This window comes from Pseudarthrobacter sp. NPDC080039 (assembly GCF_040702335.1).
GTDB classification, from domain to species: Bacteria; Actinomycetota; Actinomycetes; order Actinomycetales; family Micrococcaceae; genus Arthrobacter; species Arthrobacter enclensis_A.
Genome location: NZ_JBFBKY010000001.1, coordinates 107,236 through 124,020, shown reverse-complemented (window position 1 = coordinate 124,020; position 16,785 = coordinate 107,236). Strand labels below are relative to the sequence as shown.

The window sequence follows — 16,785 nt, the reverse complement described above, 5'->3', positions numbered from 1 at the left end:
CTGCCGCGGGCAACCTGCCGGCCGGAGGACTGCATGCTCCGCTGACTGCGGGACAGCAGCTGTGTTTAGCCGGTGTGCTGTACACCGGCGTGCTTCTAACGGTCCAGGACGCTCAGGCCGGGGAGTTCCTTGCCTTCGAGGTATTCCAGGCTGGCGCCGCCACCTGTGGAAATGTGGCCGAACTGGTCGTCGGCGAACCCCAGGGTGCGTACAGCGGCAGCCGAATCGCCGCCGCCCACCACGGTGAAGCCTTCCGTCCCGGTCAGGGCCTGGGCAATGGCACGGGTACCTGCCGAGAAAGCCTCGAATTCGAAGACACCCATGGGGCCGTTCCAGAAGACGGTACGTGCGCCCTTGATCCGTTCAGCGAAGGCGGCGGCGGTTTCGGGTCCAATATCCAGGCCGATGCCCTGGGCACCAAAGCTGCTGCCTTCAATGGCGTCCGCGGCGACGGTCTCGTGGGCGGCGTCGGCGGCGAACTTCTCCGCCACCACTACGTCTGTGGGAACCACGAATTCCGTGCCGGCGTCCGCAGCCCGCTTCAGGTAGTCCTGGACGACCGGGATCTGGTCCTCTTCAAGGAGGCTGGAGGCGACCTTGTGTCCCTGGGCTGCCAGGAAGGTGAAGAGCATGCCGCCGCCCACCAGGATGGTGTCCGCTTTGCCGATCAGGTTGTTGATGACGGCAAGCTTGTCCGAGACCTTGGAGCCGCCGAGCACCACCACGTAAGGGCGCTGGGTGTCGGTGGTGAGCTTCCGAAGGACCTCAACCTCGGTGTGCACCAGGTCGCCCTGGTACGACGGCAGCCGGGTAGCGACGTCATAGACGCTGGCATGCTTGCGGTGGACGGCGCCGAAGGCGTCATCCACGTAAGCGCCGTTGCTGCCGGTGAGTGCCACCAGCTCGTCCGCGAAGGCGCCGCGTTCGGCGTCGTCCTTGCTGGTCTCCCGGGCGTCGAAACGGACGTTCTCCAGAACGAGTGCTTCACCGTCCTGCAGGGATGCAGCGGCAGCCTTGGCGGCATCGCCGACGGTATCGGCGGCCAGGGTGACCTTGAAGCCCGCCAGCTCGGCGAGGCGGTCCACTGCGGGCCGCAATGAGTACTTCTCCTCCGGCGCGCCCTTGGGGCGTCCGAGGTGGGCTGTTACCAGCACGCGGGCACCGGCGTCCGTGAGCTTTGCCAGCACTGGGAGCGAGGCCTTAATGCGGCCGTCGTCAGTGACTGTAGAGCCGTCGAGCGGCACATTCAGGTCACTTCGAACCAGAATGTACCGCCCGCGGACACCTTCAGCGATCAGTTCGTTGAGGGTGTGAAATGTCATGTCTCTAACCCTAGCCCAGCTTGGATGCCACAAGCTCCGTAAGGTCAACGAGGCGGTTGGAGTAGCCCCATTCGTTGTCATACCAGGAAACAACCTTGACCTGGTTGCCGATGACCTTGGTCAGGCCGGCGTCAAAGATCGAGGAAGCGGGGTCGCCGACGATGTCCGAGGACACGATGGGCTCCTCGGTGTAGGTCAGGAAGCCCTGCAGTTCGTCAGACTCCGAGGCACGCTTGAGCGCTGCGTTGACTTCCTCCACCGTGGTCTCCCGGGAAACCGTGACGGTGAGGTCGGTGGCGGAGCCGGTGGGCACGGGGACGCGGATGGCGTAGCCATCCAGCTTGCCCTTGAGCTCCGGCAGGACCAGGCCGATTGCCTTGGCGGCACCGGTGGAGGTGGGAACCATGTTGATGGCTGCAGCGCGGGCACGGCGCAGGTCCTTGTGCGGGCCGTCCTGGAGGTTCTGGTCGGCGGTGTAGGCGTGCACGGTGGTCATGAGACCGCGCTCAATGCCGAATTCGTCGTTGACCACCTTGGCCAGCGGGCCGAGGCAGTTGGTGGTGCAGGAGGCGTTGGAAATGATGTTGTGCTTGGCGTTGTCGTAGAGGTTGTGGTTGACACCCATCACGATGGTGATGTCTTCGTCGGAAGCCGGAGCGGAGATCAGGACCTTCTTGGCGCCGGCTGCAATGTGCTTCTGCGCATCAGCTGCCTTGGTGAAGAAACCGGTGGATTCAATGACGATGTCCACGCCCAGTTCGCCCCAGGGGAGGTTGGCGGGGTCGCGTTCGGCCAGGACCTTGACCACGTTGCCGTTGACGACGATGTTGCCGTCCTTGACCTCGATGGTTTCCTTCAGGCGCCCGCCGACGGAGTCGTACTTGAACAGGTGTGCCAGGGCTTCGGGGCTGGTGAGGTCGTTGACTGCAACGATCTCAAGGTCCGCGCCTTGGGCAAGCGCTGCGCGGAAGTAGTTGCGGCCAATGCGGCCGAAGCCGTTGATACCAATACGGGTCGTCACTTTTACAGTCTCCTTGGTGCTTAGAGAAGCACTACTAGTTGAGCGGGCGTTCAAGCCAACTAACAGATCCCGCACGCCATTGGGCAGAGATGATTAACACGGAGGGCGACCAGCCTCATTGCTGAAGGCTAACCGCCTTCCGTGACCTATCTTACGTTTAAGTGGGTCCGCCCCCGCAAGTGCGGGGGCGGACCGTCCACATCCCGGCTGGTTTAAGTCGGAATGTGAAGTTTGTTACAGCGGGGTATAACGCTCGTCACTACGGGAGGGTGATGAGGCCCGTGGCGTTGGTGCGGGCTGCCTCGAAGCGCTGGGCGACGTCTGCCCAGTTGACGATGTTCCAGAAAGCCTTGACGTAGTCGGCCTTCACGTTGACGTAGTCCAGGTAGAAGGCGTGCTCCCACATGTCCAGCATCAGCAGCGGGATGGTGCCCAGGGCGGTGTTGCCCTGCTGATCGTAGAGCTGCTCGATGACCAGGTTTCCGCCGATGGGCTCGTAGGCCAGGAAACCCCAGCCGGAGCCCTGCAGGCCAAGGGCTGCAGCGGAGAACTGGGCACGGAAGGCATCGAAGGAGCCGAAGGCGTCGTCGATCGCGGCAGCCAGCTCACCTTCGGGCTTGTCGCCGCCGTCCGGGGAGAGGTTCTTCCAGAACACGGAGTGGTTCACGTGGCCGCCGGTGTGGAACGCGAGGTCCTTCGAGAGCCGGTTGATGTTGGCGAAGTCGCCCTTTTCACGTGCCTCGGCCAGCTGGGCCAGGGCGTTGTTTGCGCCTGCAACGTAGGCTGCGTGGTGCTTGCTGTGGTGCAGTTCCATGATCCGCGCGGAGATGTGCGGTTCGAGGGCGGCGTAGTCGTAGCTGAGTTCCGGCAAAACGTACTCGGTCACAAAATCCTCCAATATCGTGGACCCGAAGGTCCGGTTGGTAACTCTCGGATTGTGCATCCGGGCAGCTGGTGCCCGGAATTCTTTCTGATTCTATGGGGCGCTTACTCGTCCAGCATTTCAGGCGTCACATTGGCGTCCGTTCCGGGAATGCCCAGGTCAAGCGCGCGCTTGTCCGCCATGGCCAGCAAGCGGCGGATCCTGCCCGCGATCGCATCCTTGGTCATCACCGGATCAGCCAGGCGGCCCAGCTCGTCAAGGCTTGCCTGCTTGTGCGCCACCCTCAGTTCACCGGCGTACTTCAGGTGGTCGGGCACGTCGTCGCCCAGGATCTCCAGGGCCCGTTCCACACGCGCGCCGGCGGCCACCGCTGCCTGCGCGGAGCGGCGCAGGTTGGCATCATCGAAGTTGGCCAGACGGTTGGCGGTCGCCCTGACCTCCTTGCGCATCCGGCGTTCCTCCCACACCATCAGCGCATCATGCGCCCCCATGCGGGTCAGGAGCGCGGCGATGGTGTCCCCGTCGCGGATGACCACCCGGTCCACTCCCCTGACTTCACGGGCCTTGGCCTGGATGTCCAGCCGGCGGGCGGCACCCACCAGGGCCAGGGCGGATTCGGGGCCGGGGCACGTGACTTCGAGCGACGACGACCGGCCGGGTTCGGTGAGCGAGCCATGGGCCAGGAACGCCCCGCGCCATACGGCTTCGGCGTCCGCGGCTGATCCATTCACGACGGCGGACGGCAGGCCACGCACGGGGCGCCCGCGTCCGTCCAGGAGGCCGGTCTGCCGGGCCAGCGCCTCGCCGTCGCGGACGACGCGGACCACGTAGCGGCTGGCGCGCCGGAGTCCGCCGGCAGACACCACGATGATCTCGCTTTGGTGTCCGTACACCTCGGCGATGGCTGCGCGGAGCCTGCGGGCAGTGGACGCCAGGTCCACTTCCGCCTCGATGACGATCCGGCCGGAGATGATGTGCAGTCCCCCGGCGAACCGGAGCATTGCGGAGACCTCAGCCTTGCGCACTGATGACTTCTTAATGTCCAGACGGGACAGTTCTTCCTTGACCGATGCTGTCAGTGCCATGGCACCTTCCTAACTGTTCCCAAAAATGTCCTGGTACGCCGTGGCCAGCCGGAGCGGCTCATGGACGGGGCGGCGTCCCGACGCCCCTACTTTACCCAAGACCACCTCCGCGCCGATCATGCCGGCGGCCTTCTCGAACTCCTGCCGGTCCGGCACTGAGGCGGGATCTGCCAGGACCACGTCGACGCTGAACTCCGGTGCGTAGCGTCGAAGCACATGCAGGTGGTCCGCCGCCGTCATGCCGGTTGTTTCCTTGGTATCCATGGCCAGATTCATGGTGAGGCAGCGTTTGGCGGGGGTGGCGCAGAGGGCCTGCCGCATCTCGGGCAGCAGCAGGTGCGGCAGGACCGACGTGTACCAGGATCCCGGGCCAAGGACCACCCAGTCGGCCAGCTCAATGGCGGTCAAGGCCTCTGTGCAGGCGGGTGCGGATTTGGGCAGGAGCCGGACTTCCTCCAGCGAACCCGCCACCGCGCAGCGGGCCTGGCCGTGGATGGTCTGCAGGGCAGTCCCGCCGTCCGGGGCGGTCACCCGGATGTCGCCTTCGATGGTGAGCGGGACCGTGGACATGGGCAGCACCTGCCCGCGGGCGCCGAGGAGGGCCCCGGCCCATTTGAGCCCCGCCACCGCGTCGCCGAGCAGCTCCCACAATGTGACGATCAAAAGATTGCCCATGGCGTGTTCGTCCAACGAGCCGCCGGAACCCTTACCACGACGGAAGCGGTGCTGCATGACATCGCGCCAGGTACGTCCCCAGTCGGTGTCGTCACAAAGCGCTGACAGGGCCATGCGGAGGTCTCCCGGCGGGAGGACACCGTACTCTTCGCGCAGACGCCCGGAAGATCCGCCGTCGTCCGCCACGGTGACAACTGCAGTCAGCTCGGAGGTGAGCAGCCGCAGTGCCGACAAAGAAGCGGCCAGTCCGTGGCCGCCGCCCAACGCCACAACGTTGGGGCCCTTGTCCTGCTGGCCCGAGCCCTTACCGGCGGGGGGCGGCACCAGGGGCAGGGCTCCGGTGAACAGGGCCATTATTCGCGGCCCAGATCCCGGTGCGCGGTGGTCACCGTGACCCGCGGATACTGCGCGAGCTTCTTGGAGAGTTCCACTGCCACGGCCACGGAGCGGTGCTTGCCCCCGGTGCAGCCCACCGCAATGGTGGCGTAGTGCTTGTTCTCCCGGCGGTAGCCTTCCAGCACGGGCTCCAGGGCCAGGACGTAGCGGTCCACGAAGTTCTTGACGCCTTCGGCTTCGAGGACGTAGTCGCTGACGTCCTTGTCCAGTCCGGTCTGCGGGCGCAGCTGGGGAACCCAGTGCGGATTGGGGATGAAGCGGGCGTCGGCCACGAAGTTGGCGTCCACCGGCAGGCCATACTTGAAGCCGAAGCTCATGACATTGAGCCGAAGGGCCACGGGGCCGGTTTCGCTGAAGAGTTCCGTAATGGCAGTGGCCAGGCCGTGGACGTTGTAGTTGGTGGTGTCCAGGACGACGTCGGAGCTGTCGCGCAGTTCCTGCAACAGCTCGCGTTCGGCCGCGATACCGTCGAGTATCCGACCGCCGCCCTGAAGCGGGTGTGGACGGCGCCCCTGTTCGAACCGCCGCACCAGGACGTTGTCGCTGGCGTCCAGGAAGAGGACCCGGAAGGTCACTCCGCTGGCGGCGAGTGCGCCAAGCGCAGAGCGGATGTCGGCAAAGAGGCCTTTGCTGCGGACGTCAATCACCACGGCCAGCCTGGGGATGGACTGTGGGGCGTGGGAGACGAGCTCGGCGAGCGTGCCCAGCATCTGCGGCGGAAGATTCTCCACCACGTACCAGCCATGGTCCTCCAGGGCGTCTGCCGCGGTGCTCCGTCCGGCGCCGGACATTCCGGTGACTACCAGCAGCTCCGCTTCGAGCGGCTTAACGGGCTCCAGCCCGTCGTGCCCCGCTCCGGATTCCGCCGTCGTGTCTGCCATGAAGCCTGCCCCGTTTCCTTGTTGTCCCCCGGGCGGCCGCTGTGGCGGCGCCCGTCTTTTACCCTAGCTAAGATTCGATGATTTCGCCGGTGGTCATGTTGATCGCCGGCACGGCCACAGCCTCGGGCCCATCAGCCGCAAAATGGCTCACGATGGCGCCGGCGAGTGCGGGGCCAATACCTTTCGCCTGGGCCAACTCTTCCACGGAGGCCGCCTTGACGCCCTTGACGGAGCCAAAGTGCGCCAGCAGGGCCTTCCGCTTGGAAGCGCCCAGGCCGGGAACGGCGTCCAGCGCCGAAACCGTCATGGCCTTACCCCGCTTTTGCCGGTGGAAGGTGATGGCGAAGCGGTGGGCCTCGTCACGGATGCGCTGCAGCAGGTACAGCCCCTGCGATGTGCGGGGCAGGACAACCGGGAAGTCGCTGTCCGGAAGCCACACCTCCTCCAGCCGCTTGGCGAGCCCCACCACGTAGACGTCGTCGATTCCCAGGTCTGCGAGGGCGCGCGCCGCGGCGTTCACCTGGGGCTGGCCGCCGTCAACCACCACCAGGTTGGGCGGGTAGGCGAACCTTGCCTTCGGCGCGGGCGTGGTGGTGTCCAGCGCCGCTTCCGCCGCCTCTTGGTCGGTGGCTTCCAGGACGGCCTCGTCCACCTGCGCCGATTTGTCGTCGAGGTAGTGGCGGAACCGGCGGGTCAGGACGTCGTGCATGGCGGCGGTATCATCGGCTGCTGCGGGACCGGTGATGGAGAACTTGCGGTAGTCGGACTTCTTCGGCAGCCCGTCCTCCACCACCACCATGGACGCCACCACGTTGGTGCCCTGCACATGGGACACGTCAAAGCATTCGATCCTCAACAGGGGGACGGGCAGGTCCAGGGCTTCCTGCAGTTCCTGGAGGGCCTGGGACCTGACGGTGATGTCCCCGGCGCGCCGTGTTTTATGGAGCTTCAGCGCATGCTCGGCATTTTCGCGGACCGTGGACATCAGCGCTGCCTTGTCCCCGCGCTGGGGTACGCGGATGTCCACTTTTGCGCCCCGAATCCCGCCCAGCCACTTGGCAAGGTCCTCGGCGTTGCTGGGTGTCACGGGCACCAGCACTTCGCGCGGCAGCCTGCCGTGGGTGTCGCCGTCCTCGCCGTAGACCTGCTGCAGCAGATGCTCCACCAGGTCCGGCGTGGTGAAGTCCTCCACCTTTTCCACCACCCAGCCGCGCTGGCCGCGGATCCTGCCGCCGCGGACGTGGAACACCTGGACGGCAGCTTCCAGTTCATCCTCATGGAGGGCGAAGACGTCCGCATCCGTATCCTCGGACAGCACCACGGCGTTCCGCTCGAAGACCTTGCGCAGCGCCGTGATGTCGTCACGGAGCCGGGCCGCGTGCTCGTAGTCGAGCTTCGCCACGGCGTCAGCCATCTGCTTTTCCAGCTTGTTGATGAACCTCTTGGCCTCACCGCCCATGAAGGCGCAGAAATCCTCTGCCAGTGCGCGGTGATCCTCTGGCGAAATCCGGCCCACGCACGGCGCGGAGCACTTGTCGATGTAGCCCAGGAGGCAGGGCCGGCCGCTGGCCTCAGCCCGCTTGAAGACGCCGGGGCTGCAGCTCCGGACGGGGAAAACGCGCAGCAGCGTGTCCATGGTTTCCCGGATGGCGCCGGCCGTGTAGGGGCCGAAGTAGCGTGTTCCCTTGCGTTTGTCCCCCCGCATCACCTGCACCCGCGGGAACTTATCGCTCATGGTCACCGCAAGGTAGGGATAGGTCTTGTCATCCCGGAACACCACGTTGAAGCGGGGCTTGAATTCCTTGATCCAGGTGTACTCCAGCTGGAGCGACTCCAGTTCGCTGCCCACCACGGTCCATTCCACACTGCTGGCCGCGTGGACCATGGCGTAGGTTTTGGGCAGCAGCCCGGCAGGGTTGGCGAAATAGGAGTTCAGCCGGGAGCGGAGGCTTTTCGCTTTGCCAACGTAGATGACCCGGCCATGCGGGTCGCGGAACCGGTAGACGCCCGGGTTGGTGGGGATTTCACCGGTTTTTGGCCGGTAACTTGCTGGATTTGCCACCTATCAAGTCTACTGAGTTCCGCCGGTCTTCCCTGCAGCGCCGGACCCGGCATGACTGCCGGCCCGGGCTACTCCGCGGACTTGCTCTGGTTGTAGCTGGCGGACCGCTCCTGGCCGCTGAGTTCGGCGATAGCGTTCATGATCCGGTCCGTTACTTCGCGGCGGGCAGGCAGCGAGTGGTCCGGCCCTGTCTTGTCGAAGTAGAGCGGCTCGCCCACTTTCATGGTGAAATGCTGCGGCCTGACCCCTTTTTCACCTGCGCGCTGGAGCTTCTCGGTCCCGATCAGGCCCACGGGAATCACGGGCGCACCGGTGGTGAGGGCCAACCAGCCGACGCCGGTGCGTCCCCGGTAGAGGATGCCGTCACGGGAGCGGGTGCCTTCGGGGTAGATGCCAATGCCGCGGCCAGCTTCCAGGATGTCCAGCAGGGTCTTGAGCGCCTGGACACTGGCAGCCTGTTCCCCGCGCTCTACCGGAATGGAACCCACTGACTCGAAGAAGGCCTTCATGACCTTGCCCTTGACGCCGCCGGTGGTGAAATACTCAGCCTTGGCAAAGAAGGCGACCGGCCGGGGCATCAAGGCCTGGACGATGACGCTGTCGAAGAAGGACAGATGGTTGGGCGCCACAATGAACGGGCCGTCGGAGGGCACGTTTTCAAGTCCGACGACGGTGGGCCGGCAGGTGCCGGCAATCAGGTTCCGGGTGGTCCAGCGGACGGCATCAAACATTTCCATCGTTGCTCACCCCGCTCATTGCCGCGGTGTGGATTGCCTGCAGCCGCTCGATGACTGCCACCAGTTCCCCGCCGTCCCTGACCACAGCCACAGACCCTGCGTCCTCCAGTTCACCGTCGGGAGCGAAGCCCCACATAACGCCGATGCAGTCCAGGCCGTTGGCAATGGCTCCGGAGACGTCCTGCGCACGGTCTCCCACCATGATGGCGTGTTGGGTGTCCAGGTCCTGCAGGGCGGCGGCGATGATCTCCGTCTTGCCCAGCGGGACCCCGTCCACCGCCGCCTCGTCGTCGGCGGAGCCATGGATGCCGTGGAAGAAACCGTCGATGCCATGGTGGGCCAGTACTTTATGCGCCAGCCTCTGCGGCTTTTGGGTAGCCACGGCCACGGGGCGTCCGCCCTCCGCAAAGGACTCAAGGATGTCGCGGATGCCGGGGTACAGTCGGCTCTGGGCGATACCCGTGGCGACGTAGTGCTCCCGGTACCGGTGGACTACTTCTTCGAGGCGGTCTGCCGGCACTTTTGCGATGTTAAGGAGGGAGTCGCTCAACTTGGGGCCGATCATCGCATCGAGCAGGTCCTGGCCTGGAACCGGGAGCCCCAGCCCGCGAAGGGCCGAGGCAATCCCCTCAGTTATTCCACCGGCCGGGTCGACAAGAGTGCCGTCCAGGTCAAAGATCACGGGCACTGTTGTTGAAGTCACCGGGTTAGTTTCTCACGACAGCAGCAGTGCCCGAAACTCGCATTCCTCCTGGGGAATATTTCCGGCGGGATTCCGTTGCAGGTCAGCCCAGGATTTCGGCGAGGAACTTCCCGGTGTGGCTCGTGGCCGACTTGGCCACCTGTTCCGGCGTTCCTGCGGCGACGACCTGGCCGCCGCCCGAACCACCGTCGGGTCCAAGGTCCACCAGCCAGTCCGCACTCTTGATGACATCGAGGTTGTGCTCGATGGTGATTACGGTGTTGCCCTTGTCCACCAGCCCCTGCAGGACCATGAGGAGCTTCCGGATGTCTTCGAAGTGCAGACCCGTGGTGGGCTCGTCCAGGACGTAGATGCTGCGGCCGTTTGACCGCTTCTGCAGCTCTGCCGCCAGCTTGACCCGCTGCGCCTCACCGCCGGACAGGGTGGTGGCGGGCTGCCCCAGCCGGACGTAGCCCAGGCCCACGTCCACCAGGGTGTTCAGGTGGCGTGCGATGGGCGAGAACGCAGCGAAGAATTCGGCACCCTCTTCGATGGGCATGTTGAGGACATCGGCGATGGTCTTGCCCTTGTAATGCACCTCCAGGGTTTCCCGGTTGTAGCGGGCCCCGTGGCACACCTCGCAGGGGACATACACGTCCGGCAGGAAGTTCATTTCGATCTTCAGGGTGCCGTCGCCGGAACATGCCTCGCAGCGGCCGCCCTTGACGTTGAAGGAGAACCGGCCGGGAAGGTAGCCACGTACCTTCGCCTCGGTGGTCTCTGCGAAGAGCTTGCGGATGTTGTCGAAGACACCGGTGTAGGTTGCCGGGTTGGAGCGCGGGGTGCGGCCGATGGGGCTCTGGTCAACGTGGACAACCTTGTCCAGGTGCTCCAGGCCTTGGACTGTCTTGTGCCTTCCGGCCACCTGCTTGGCCCCGTTGAGCTTGTTCGCGAGCACCTTGTAGAGGATCTCGTTGACCAGTGTTGACTTGCCGGAGCCGCTGACGCCGGTCACCGCGGTGAAGAGCCCCAGCGGGAAGGCCGCATCCACGTTCAGGAGGTTGTTCTCCCGGGCGCCCACCACTTTGATCTCGCGCTTTTTGTCGTACTTGCGGCGTTTCTTGGGGACCTCGATGGCCTTGCGGCCCGAAAGGTAGTCGCCCGTCAGCGACGCGGTGTTTTCCAGCAACTCCTTGTACGTGCCCGAATGCACCACCTGGCCGCCGTGCTCGCCGGCTCCCGGCCCGATATCAACAATCCAGTCGGCCACGTGGATGGTGTCCTCGTCGTGTTCCACCACGATGAGCGTGTTCCCCATGTCCCGCAGCCGGGTCAGCGTTTCGATCAGCCGGCGGTTGTCGCGCTGGTGCAGCCCGATGGACGGCTCATCAAGGACGTAGAGTACGCCCACCAGGCCGGATCCGATCTGGGTGGCAAGCCGGATGCGCTGGGCTTCGCCACCGGAAAGGGTGGCGGAGGGCCGCTCGAGGTTGAGGTATTCCAGGCCCACGTCCAGGAGGAAGGTCAGGCGTGCCTGGATCTCCTTGAGGACCTGGTGCGCGATCTGTGCTTCACGCCCGGTCAAGACCAGGTTGTTGAGGAAATCGGCGCATTCCCGCATGGGCAGGGCTGCAACCTCCGCGATGGACTTTCCGTTGATCAGGACGGACAGGGACGCCGGATTGAGGCGGGCACCGTTGCAGGCGGGGCAGGGAACCTGCCGCATATATTCCTCGTAGCGGTCGCGTGCCCAGTCGGAATCGGTCTCGCCGTGTTTGCGGTGGACATACTGGATGGCGCCTTCAAATCCGGTGCTGTATTTGCGTTCGCGGCCGAACCGGTTGCGGTACTGCACCACCACCTTGTGGTCCTTGCCGTGCAGGATGGTCTGGCGGACGTCCTTGCCCAGCTTCTCCCACGGCGTGGTCATGGAGAAGCCCACTTCCTTGGCCAGGCCCTCCAGGAGCCGGTTCCAGTATTCCGTGGTGGCGGTGCCGAGTGACCAGGGGGCGATGGCGCCCTCTGACAGGGAGAGTTCAGGGTTGGGAACGATGAGTTCCTCATCCACTTCGAGCCGGGTACCGATTCCGCTGCAGGCGGCACAGGCGCCGAAGGGGTTGTTGAACGAGAAGGAGCGGGGCTCGATCTCATCAATGGCCAGGGGGTGTTCGTTGGGACATGCGAGGTTTTCCGAGAACGCACGGATCCGTTCCGGGGCGTCTGCGTCAACGTCCACGAATTCCGCCAGCACCCGGCCCTCCGCCAGTCCCAGCGCGGTCTCGATGGAGTCGGTAAGCCGCTGGCTGATGCCTTCCTTGACCACCAGGCGGTCCACCACAACTTCAATGGTGTGCTTGAACTGCTTGCCCAGCTTTGGCGGATCGCTCAACTGGACCAGGTTGCCGTCCACACGCGCCCGCGAGTAGCCCTTGGCACTGAGTTCCTTGAAGAGGTCCACGAACTCGCCCTTGCGTCCGCGCACCACCGGCGCCAGGACCTGGAACCGGGTGCCTTCGTCGAGTTCCAGGAGCTGGTCCACGATCTGCTGAGGCGTCTGCTTGGAGACCGGCTCGCCGCAGACAGGGCAGTGCGGCCTGCCCACGCGCGCCCACAGGAGGCGCATGTAGTCGTAGATCTCGGTGATGGTGCCCACCGTGGACCGCGGGTTCTTGCTGGTGGATTTCTGGTCGATGGAGACCGCCGGGGACAGTCCCTCGATGAAGTCCACATCCGGCTTGTCCACCTGGCCCAGGAACTGGCGTGCGTAGGCGGACAGCGATTCAACATAGCGCCGCTGCCCTTCGGCGAAGATGGTGTCGAATGCCAGTGAAGATTTCCCGGACCCGGAGAGGCCGGTGAAGACGATCATGGCATCGCGCGGCAAGTCAAGGTCCACATTGCGCAGGTTGTGCTCACGCGCGCCCTTCACCACAAGGCGGGAGAGGTCCGGACGCTCGACGGCGGCAGAGGAGGGGACCATCAGGGAAGCGGAGGGGGCAGAGGTTTCTTCAGCTAAGGCTTTAGGCACCCCATAATGCTAATCGAAAACTTTTTCGAACATGGACGGTTCCGCCCTCAGGGAACATCGTAGGCGGCAGCCAGCAGCTTGACCGCTTCGGCGAAGCTTGCTCCCTGGGATTTGGCCGCGACGGCATACGCGGCAGCGGCAGCGGCAAGGCCTCCCAGCCTGTCGTCGAGCGCGCAGACAACGGTACCGTTCCGCCCGTGCGTGGCAACGACACCGGCGGCCTCCAGCTCCTTGTACGCCCTCGCCACGGTATGCGGAGCGACGTCAAGGGTTTCGGCCAGGGCCCGCACCGCAGGCAGACGGGTACCCGGGGCCAGTTCGCCGCTGTCCACGAGGTGGATGACCTGGAGCCTCAGCTGCTCGAAAAGGGCCACGCTGCTGGCCTGGTTGGGCCGCCACTGTCCGGGGAACTCCCGGACAGTCCTCACAGCCCACCCTCCAGGACGCCCGCTTTCCCATCGCGTTCGGCGAACTGCGCGTTGTAGAGCCTGGCGTAGTAGCTGTTGGCGGCGAGAAGGTTTCCGTGGGTACCTTGCTCGACGATGCGTCCGTGGTCCATGACGAGAATTAGATCAGCGTTGCGGACGGTGGACAAACGGTGGGCGATCATGAAACTGGTCCTGCCGTCCCGGAGCCGCTGCATGGCCTTTCGGATAAGCAGCTCCGTCCTGGAATCCACGGAGCTTGTTGCTTCGTCCAGGACCAGAACGGAACGGCCGGCCAGTTGCGCCCTCGCGATGGTGATGAGTTGCCTCTGCCCTTGGCTGAGTGGCTCCCCGCCGTTATCCAGCTCCGTGCCGTAGCCGTGCGGAAGGGACCTGATGAAGCGGTCCGCGTGGGTGGCTTCTGCGGCGGCCACGATGGCAGCATCGCCAGCGTCCGGCCGCCCATACGCGATGTTTTCCCGGATGGTACCGGCAAAGAGCCAGGAATCCTGCAGGACCACGCCAAAGTGGGCGCGCAACAGGTCGCGGGGGATTCCGGCGATATCCACTCCCCCCATGGTGATCCGGCCGGAGGAGGGCTCCAGGAATCGCATCAGCAGGTTCACCACGGTGCTCTTGCCTGCTCCGGTGTGCCCCACGATGGCTACCGACTGGCCGGGCTCCACGGCAAAGGTGAGGTTGCGCACCGCCGGGACGGACCCAGGGTACCCGAAGGTGACGTCGTGGAAAGCGATGCGTCCGCCGGCCGGAACGCCGCCAGCCTTACCGCCGGGATCCTGGGGGTCCTCGGCGGCGTCCAGGAGCACGAAGACCCTGGCCGCGGACGCTGCACATGACTGCATGACATTGAGCAGCCCTCCGATTTGCCCCACGGGCTGGGTGAACAGCCGGCTAAACTGGATGAAGGCCTGAACGCCGCCAATGGTCATTGCTCCCGCGATTACCTGCAGGGCGCCCACCACTGCAACCGCGATGTAGTTCAGGTTGGATATGAGCACCATCAGCGGCTGGACCACACCGGCGGAGTACTGGGCCTTGGCGGCTGCGCGAGCCAGCCGGCCGTTGCTGCGGCTGAACACCGCGGTTGCCTGCCCCTGGTGGCCGAATGCCTTGATGACTTCATGGCCGCTGATGAACTCCTCAACGTGTCCGTTGAGCTCTCCGGTTTCCTTCCATTGCCTGGCGAAGTGTTCCTGGGACCGACGGGCCACCAGGACGGTGATCCAAGTGGAAACCGGCACGGTGGCAATGGCGATCGCGGCGAGCAGCGGTGAAATAAACAGCATCATGGCCAGGGAACCGCACAGCATCAACGCGGACACAATCAGCTGGGTCAGGACCTGGTTCAGGGCCTGGGCAATGTTGTCAATGTCGTTGGTGGCCCGGCTCAGGACGTCCCCGCGGGAACGTTCCCGGAAGTAGGTGGAAGGGAGTCGGTGCAGCTTATCCTCGACCGAGGCGCGGAGGCCGTGCATGAGTCCCTGCACTGCGCGTGCCGCCAGGGCCCCCTGTAGCCAGTTAAACAGTGAGGCGAAGAGGTACATCGTGGCCACAGCTGCCAGCAGGATTCCTAGGCGCTGGTCCAGGCTGCCCTGGAAGATGCCCTCCACCACCACGTCGGTGGCGTCTCCAAGGTATTTCGGCGCGGCCACGTTTAGTCCCGCGAACGCGCAGGTGGCCGCAACGGCGCCCAGCATCTGCAGCCGGAAGGGGCGCAGGAGGCCGAGGAGCCTGCCGGCAGTTGCCCAGAAGCGGTGGGCCGTTTCCCCGGCTTCCTCCTGGCCCGTCACTGCGTGCCGTCCAGCGCCAGCTGTGATTCGGCGATTTCCCGATAGGTTTCTGAGGTTTCGAGGAGCTCCTGGTGTGTCCCCTGCGCAACGAGGCGGCCGTCGTCGAGCACCAGGATGAGGTCCGCGTCCTCCACGGCTGAGATCCGTTCCGCCACCATGATCACCGTTGCGTCCCCGAGCTGCTGGTCCAGGGCATGCCGCAGCCGGGTCTCCGTTTCGTAGTCAAGGGCTGAGAAACTGTCGTCAAAAACGTAGAGTGCTGCTTTGCGCAGCAGCGCCCTGGCAATGCACAGCCGCTGCCGCTGCCCGCCGGACAGGCTCGCACCTCCCTGGCCCACGGGGGTGGCGAGCCCCAGCGGGAGGTCACCCATGAACCGCATGGTCTGCGCCGTCCTGAGGACGGCCCAGAGTTCCTCGTCAGCAGCTTCCGGGGCGGCTATACGCAGGTTGTCCGCTATGGTGCCGGTGAACAGGTGTGAGTGCTGCGGCACAATCGCCATGGCGGCGCGGAGCTGATCCAGCGGCAGATTCCGGGTGTCCTGGCCGCCCAGGGTGATGCAGCCTTCCGTGGGATCAAGCAGGCGGGGTATCAGGTTCAGGAGGGTGGTCTTGCCGCTGCCCGTGGATCCGACGATTGCGGTGGTGGTGCCGGGAGCCGCGGTGAAGCTGATGCCCGCAAGCACCGGGGCTTCCGCTCCGGGATAGGAAAAGCCAACGTCCTGGAACGTCACTTGTGCCGGCTGCGTTGCGTCCAGCCGGGACTCCGCCGGCTCGGCTGCGGCCTGGACTGACGGCTCGGTATCCAGTACGGCCTGGATGCGTTCGGCGCATACCGCAGCACGTGGCGCAGTCATGAGGACGTACATGGACATCATGATTGCCAGCAGGATCTGCATGATGTAGGCGATGAAAGCGGTGAGGGCCCCGATGTTCATCAGGCCTGCCTGGATGCGGTGGCCACCGAACCACACGACGGCAACCGAACTGATGTTGACCACCAGCATGATCATCGGCAGCATCCCCGCCACCAGCAGCGCGGACTGCAGGTTGTTGGCCGTCAGGCCGGCGTTCGTCTCCGCAAACCGGCGCACTTCGTGCCGCTGGCGGACGAAGGCACGAATGACGTCCACACCGATGATCTGTTCACGAAGGATGCCACCAGTCCGGTCCAGCAGGTCCTGGCCTTCACGGTAAAGCGGTATCAGCCGGCGGACGATCAGGTACATGATCAACAGGAGGATGGGCACGATGGCGATCACCACCACGGACAGCGCCGGGTCCTGGTGAACGGCGAGCACGACGCCGCCGATGCCCATGGCAGGGCCGGCAAAAAGCATGGTGAAGACGAGCACCGCAAACGCCTGGATCTGCTGGACGTCGTTGGTGGCGCGCGTGGTCAGGCTTTGGGTTCCGAACATGGCCACGTCCTGCGACGAGAGCGACTGGATCCTGGTGAAGACTTCAGCCCGCAGGCGGTGCCCGGTCCTCATGGCCACAACTGCGCCGAGGTAGCCCGCCGCGATGGCCGCTGCGGCCTGCACCGCTGCGATGACTGCCATGAGCACGCCGAGCCTCGAGATCACACCGGGTTCCCCCGCAACGATTCCGTCATCAATGATGGCCGCGTTGACGGTGGGCAGCAGCAGGTTTGCCGCCGCCTGGAGCAACTGCAGGAAGACGATCGCCCACACTTGCGGGTATTGGCCCGCGAGCTGCCGCTTTATGAGTCCGACCAGCAAAATACCCCCCTGTACGTGCCTTCGGCCGAAGAGGGGGC

13 protein-coding genes are annotated in these 16,785 nt (G+C 65.0%); all 13 read right to left on the bottom strand.

The features are described 5' to 3' along the window. Positions 1-95: 95 nt before the first annotated feature. The 13 genes from AB0313_RS00535 to AB0313_RS00475 all read right to left on the bottom strand — a co-directional run bounded on the left by AB0313_RS00535 (position 96) and on the right by AB0313_RS00475 (position 16,747). Positions 96-1,322 carry a phosphoglycerate kinase gene (locus tag AB0313_RS00535; RefSeq protein WP_366302930.1) on the bottom strand — a complete coding sequence of 409 codons (1,227 nt, stop codon included), beginning with the start codon at positions 1,320-1,322 and terminating at the stop codon, positions 96-98. A 10-nt stretch (positions 1,323-1,332) separates the two neighbouring features. Continuing rightward, a complete protein-coding gene (gene gap, locus AB0313_RS00530) occupies positions 1,333-2,343 on the bottom strand; it encodes a type I glyceraldehyde-3-phosphate dehydrogenase (protein ID WP_141941212.1) in 1,011 nt (336 codons plus the stop codon). Between the two features lie 259 nt (positions 2,344-2,602). Further along, complete coding sequence (locus tag AB0313_RS00525; protein ID WP_307305772.1) at positions 2,603-3,229, bottom strand: superoxide dismutase; 627 nt, start codon at positions 3,227-3,229, stop codon at positions 2,603-2,605. Between the two features lie 101 nt (positions 3,230-3,330). Then, on the bottom strand, positions 3,331-4,311 hold the full coding sequence (gene whiA / locus AB0313_RS00520) for a DNA-binding protein WhiA (protein WP_043454785.1): 981 nt from the start codon (positions 4,309-4,311) through the stop codon (positions 3,331-3,333). Positions 4,312-4,320: 9 nt separating this feature from the next. After that, entirely contained in the window at positions 4,321-5,340 is a 1,020-nt protein-coding gene (yvcK, locus tag AB0313_RS00515) for a uridine diphosphate-N-acetylglucosamine-binding protein YvcK (protein ID WP_141941208.1), read from the bottom strand. Next, the gene (gene rapZ, locus AB0313_RS00510; protein WP_141941206.1) at positions 5,340-6,263 is read right to left on the bottom strand and encodes an RNase adapter RapZ; all 924 of its coding nucleotides are present in this window, start codon (positions 6,261-6,263) and stop codon (positions 5,340-5,342) included. The genes yvcK and rapZ overlap by 1 nt, the downstream gene beginning before the upstream one ends. Before the next feature lie 67 nt (positions 6,264-6,330). Beyond that, positions 6,331-8,325: an excinuclease ABC subunit UvrC gene (gene uvrC, locus AB0313_RS00505; RefSeq protein ID WP_366302926.1), complete on the bottom strand. Its 1,995-nt coding sequence runs from the start codon at positions 8,323-8,325 to the stop codon at positions 6,331-6,333. A gap of 68 nt (positions 8,326-8,393) precedes the next feature. Next, positions 8,394-9,062: a lysophospholipid acyltransferase family protein gene (locus AB0313_RS00500; RefSeq protein ID WP_141941202.1), complete on the bottom strand. Its 669-nt coding sequence runs from the start codon at positions 9,060-9,062 to the stop codon at positions 8,394-8,396. After that, positions 9,049-9,765, bottom strand: a complete 717-nt coding sequence (locus tag AB0313_RS00495) for an HAD hydrolase-like protein (RefSeq protein ID WP_366302924.1) — start codon at positions 9,763-9,765, stop codon at positions 9,049-9,051. The genes AB0313_RS00500 and AB0313_RS00495 overlap by 14 nt, the downstream gene beginning before the upstream one ends. 82 nt (positions 9,766-9,847) lie before the next feature. Further along, positions 9,848-12,772, bottom strand: coding sequence for an excinuclease ABC subunit UvrA (gene uvrA, locus AB0313_RS00490; RefSeq protein WP_141941199.1), 2,925 nt, complete (start codon positions 12,770-12,772; stop codon positions 9,848-9,850). Positions 12,773-12,819: 47 nt separating this feature from the next. Next, on the bottom strand, positions 12,820-13,200 hold the full coding sequence (locus AB0313_RS00485; RefSeq protein WP_141941197.1) for a GntR family transcriptional regulator: 381 nt from the start codon (positions 13,198-13,200) through the stop codon (positions 12,820-12,822). Next, complete coding sequence (locus tag AB0313_RS00480; protein ID WP_366302921.1) at positions 13,197-15,008, bottom strand: ABC transporter ATP-binding protein; 1,812 nt, start codon at positions 15,006-15,008, stop codon at positions 13,197-13,199. The genes AB0313_RS00485 and AB0313_RS00480 overlap by 4 nt, the downstream gene beginning before the upstream one ends. Then, positions 15,005-16,747 carry an ABC transporter ATP-binding protein gene (locus AB0313_RS00475; RefSeq protein WP_366302919.1) on the bottom strand — a complete coding sequence of 581 codons (1,743 nt, stop codon included), beginning with the start codon at positions 16,745-16,747 and terminating at the stop codon, positions 15,005-15,007. Before AB0313_RS00475 ends, AB0313_RS00480 begins: the two co-directional genes overlap by 4 nt. Between the last annotated feature and the right edge of the window lie 38 nt (positions 16,748-16,785).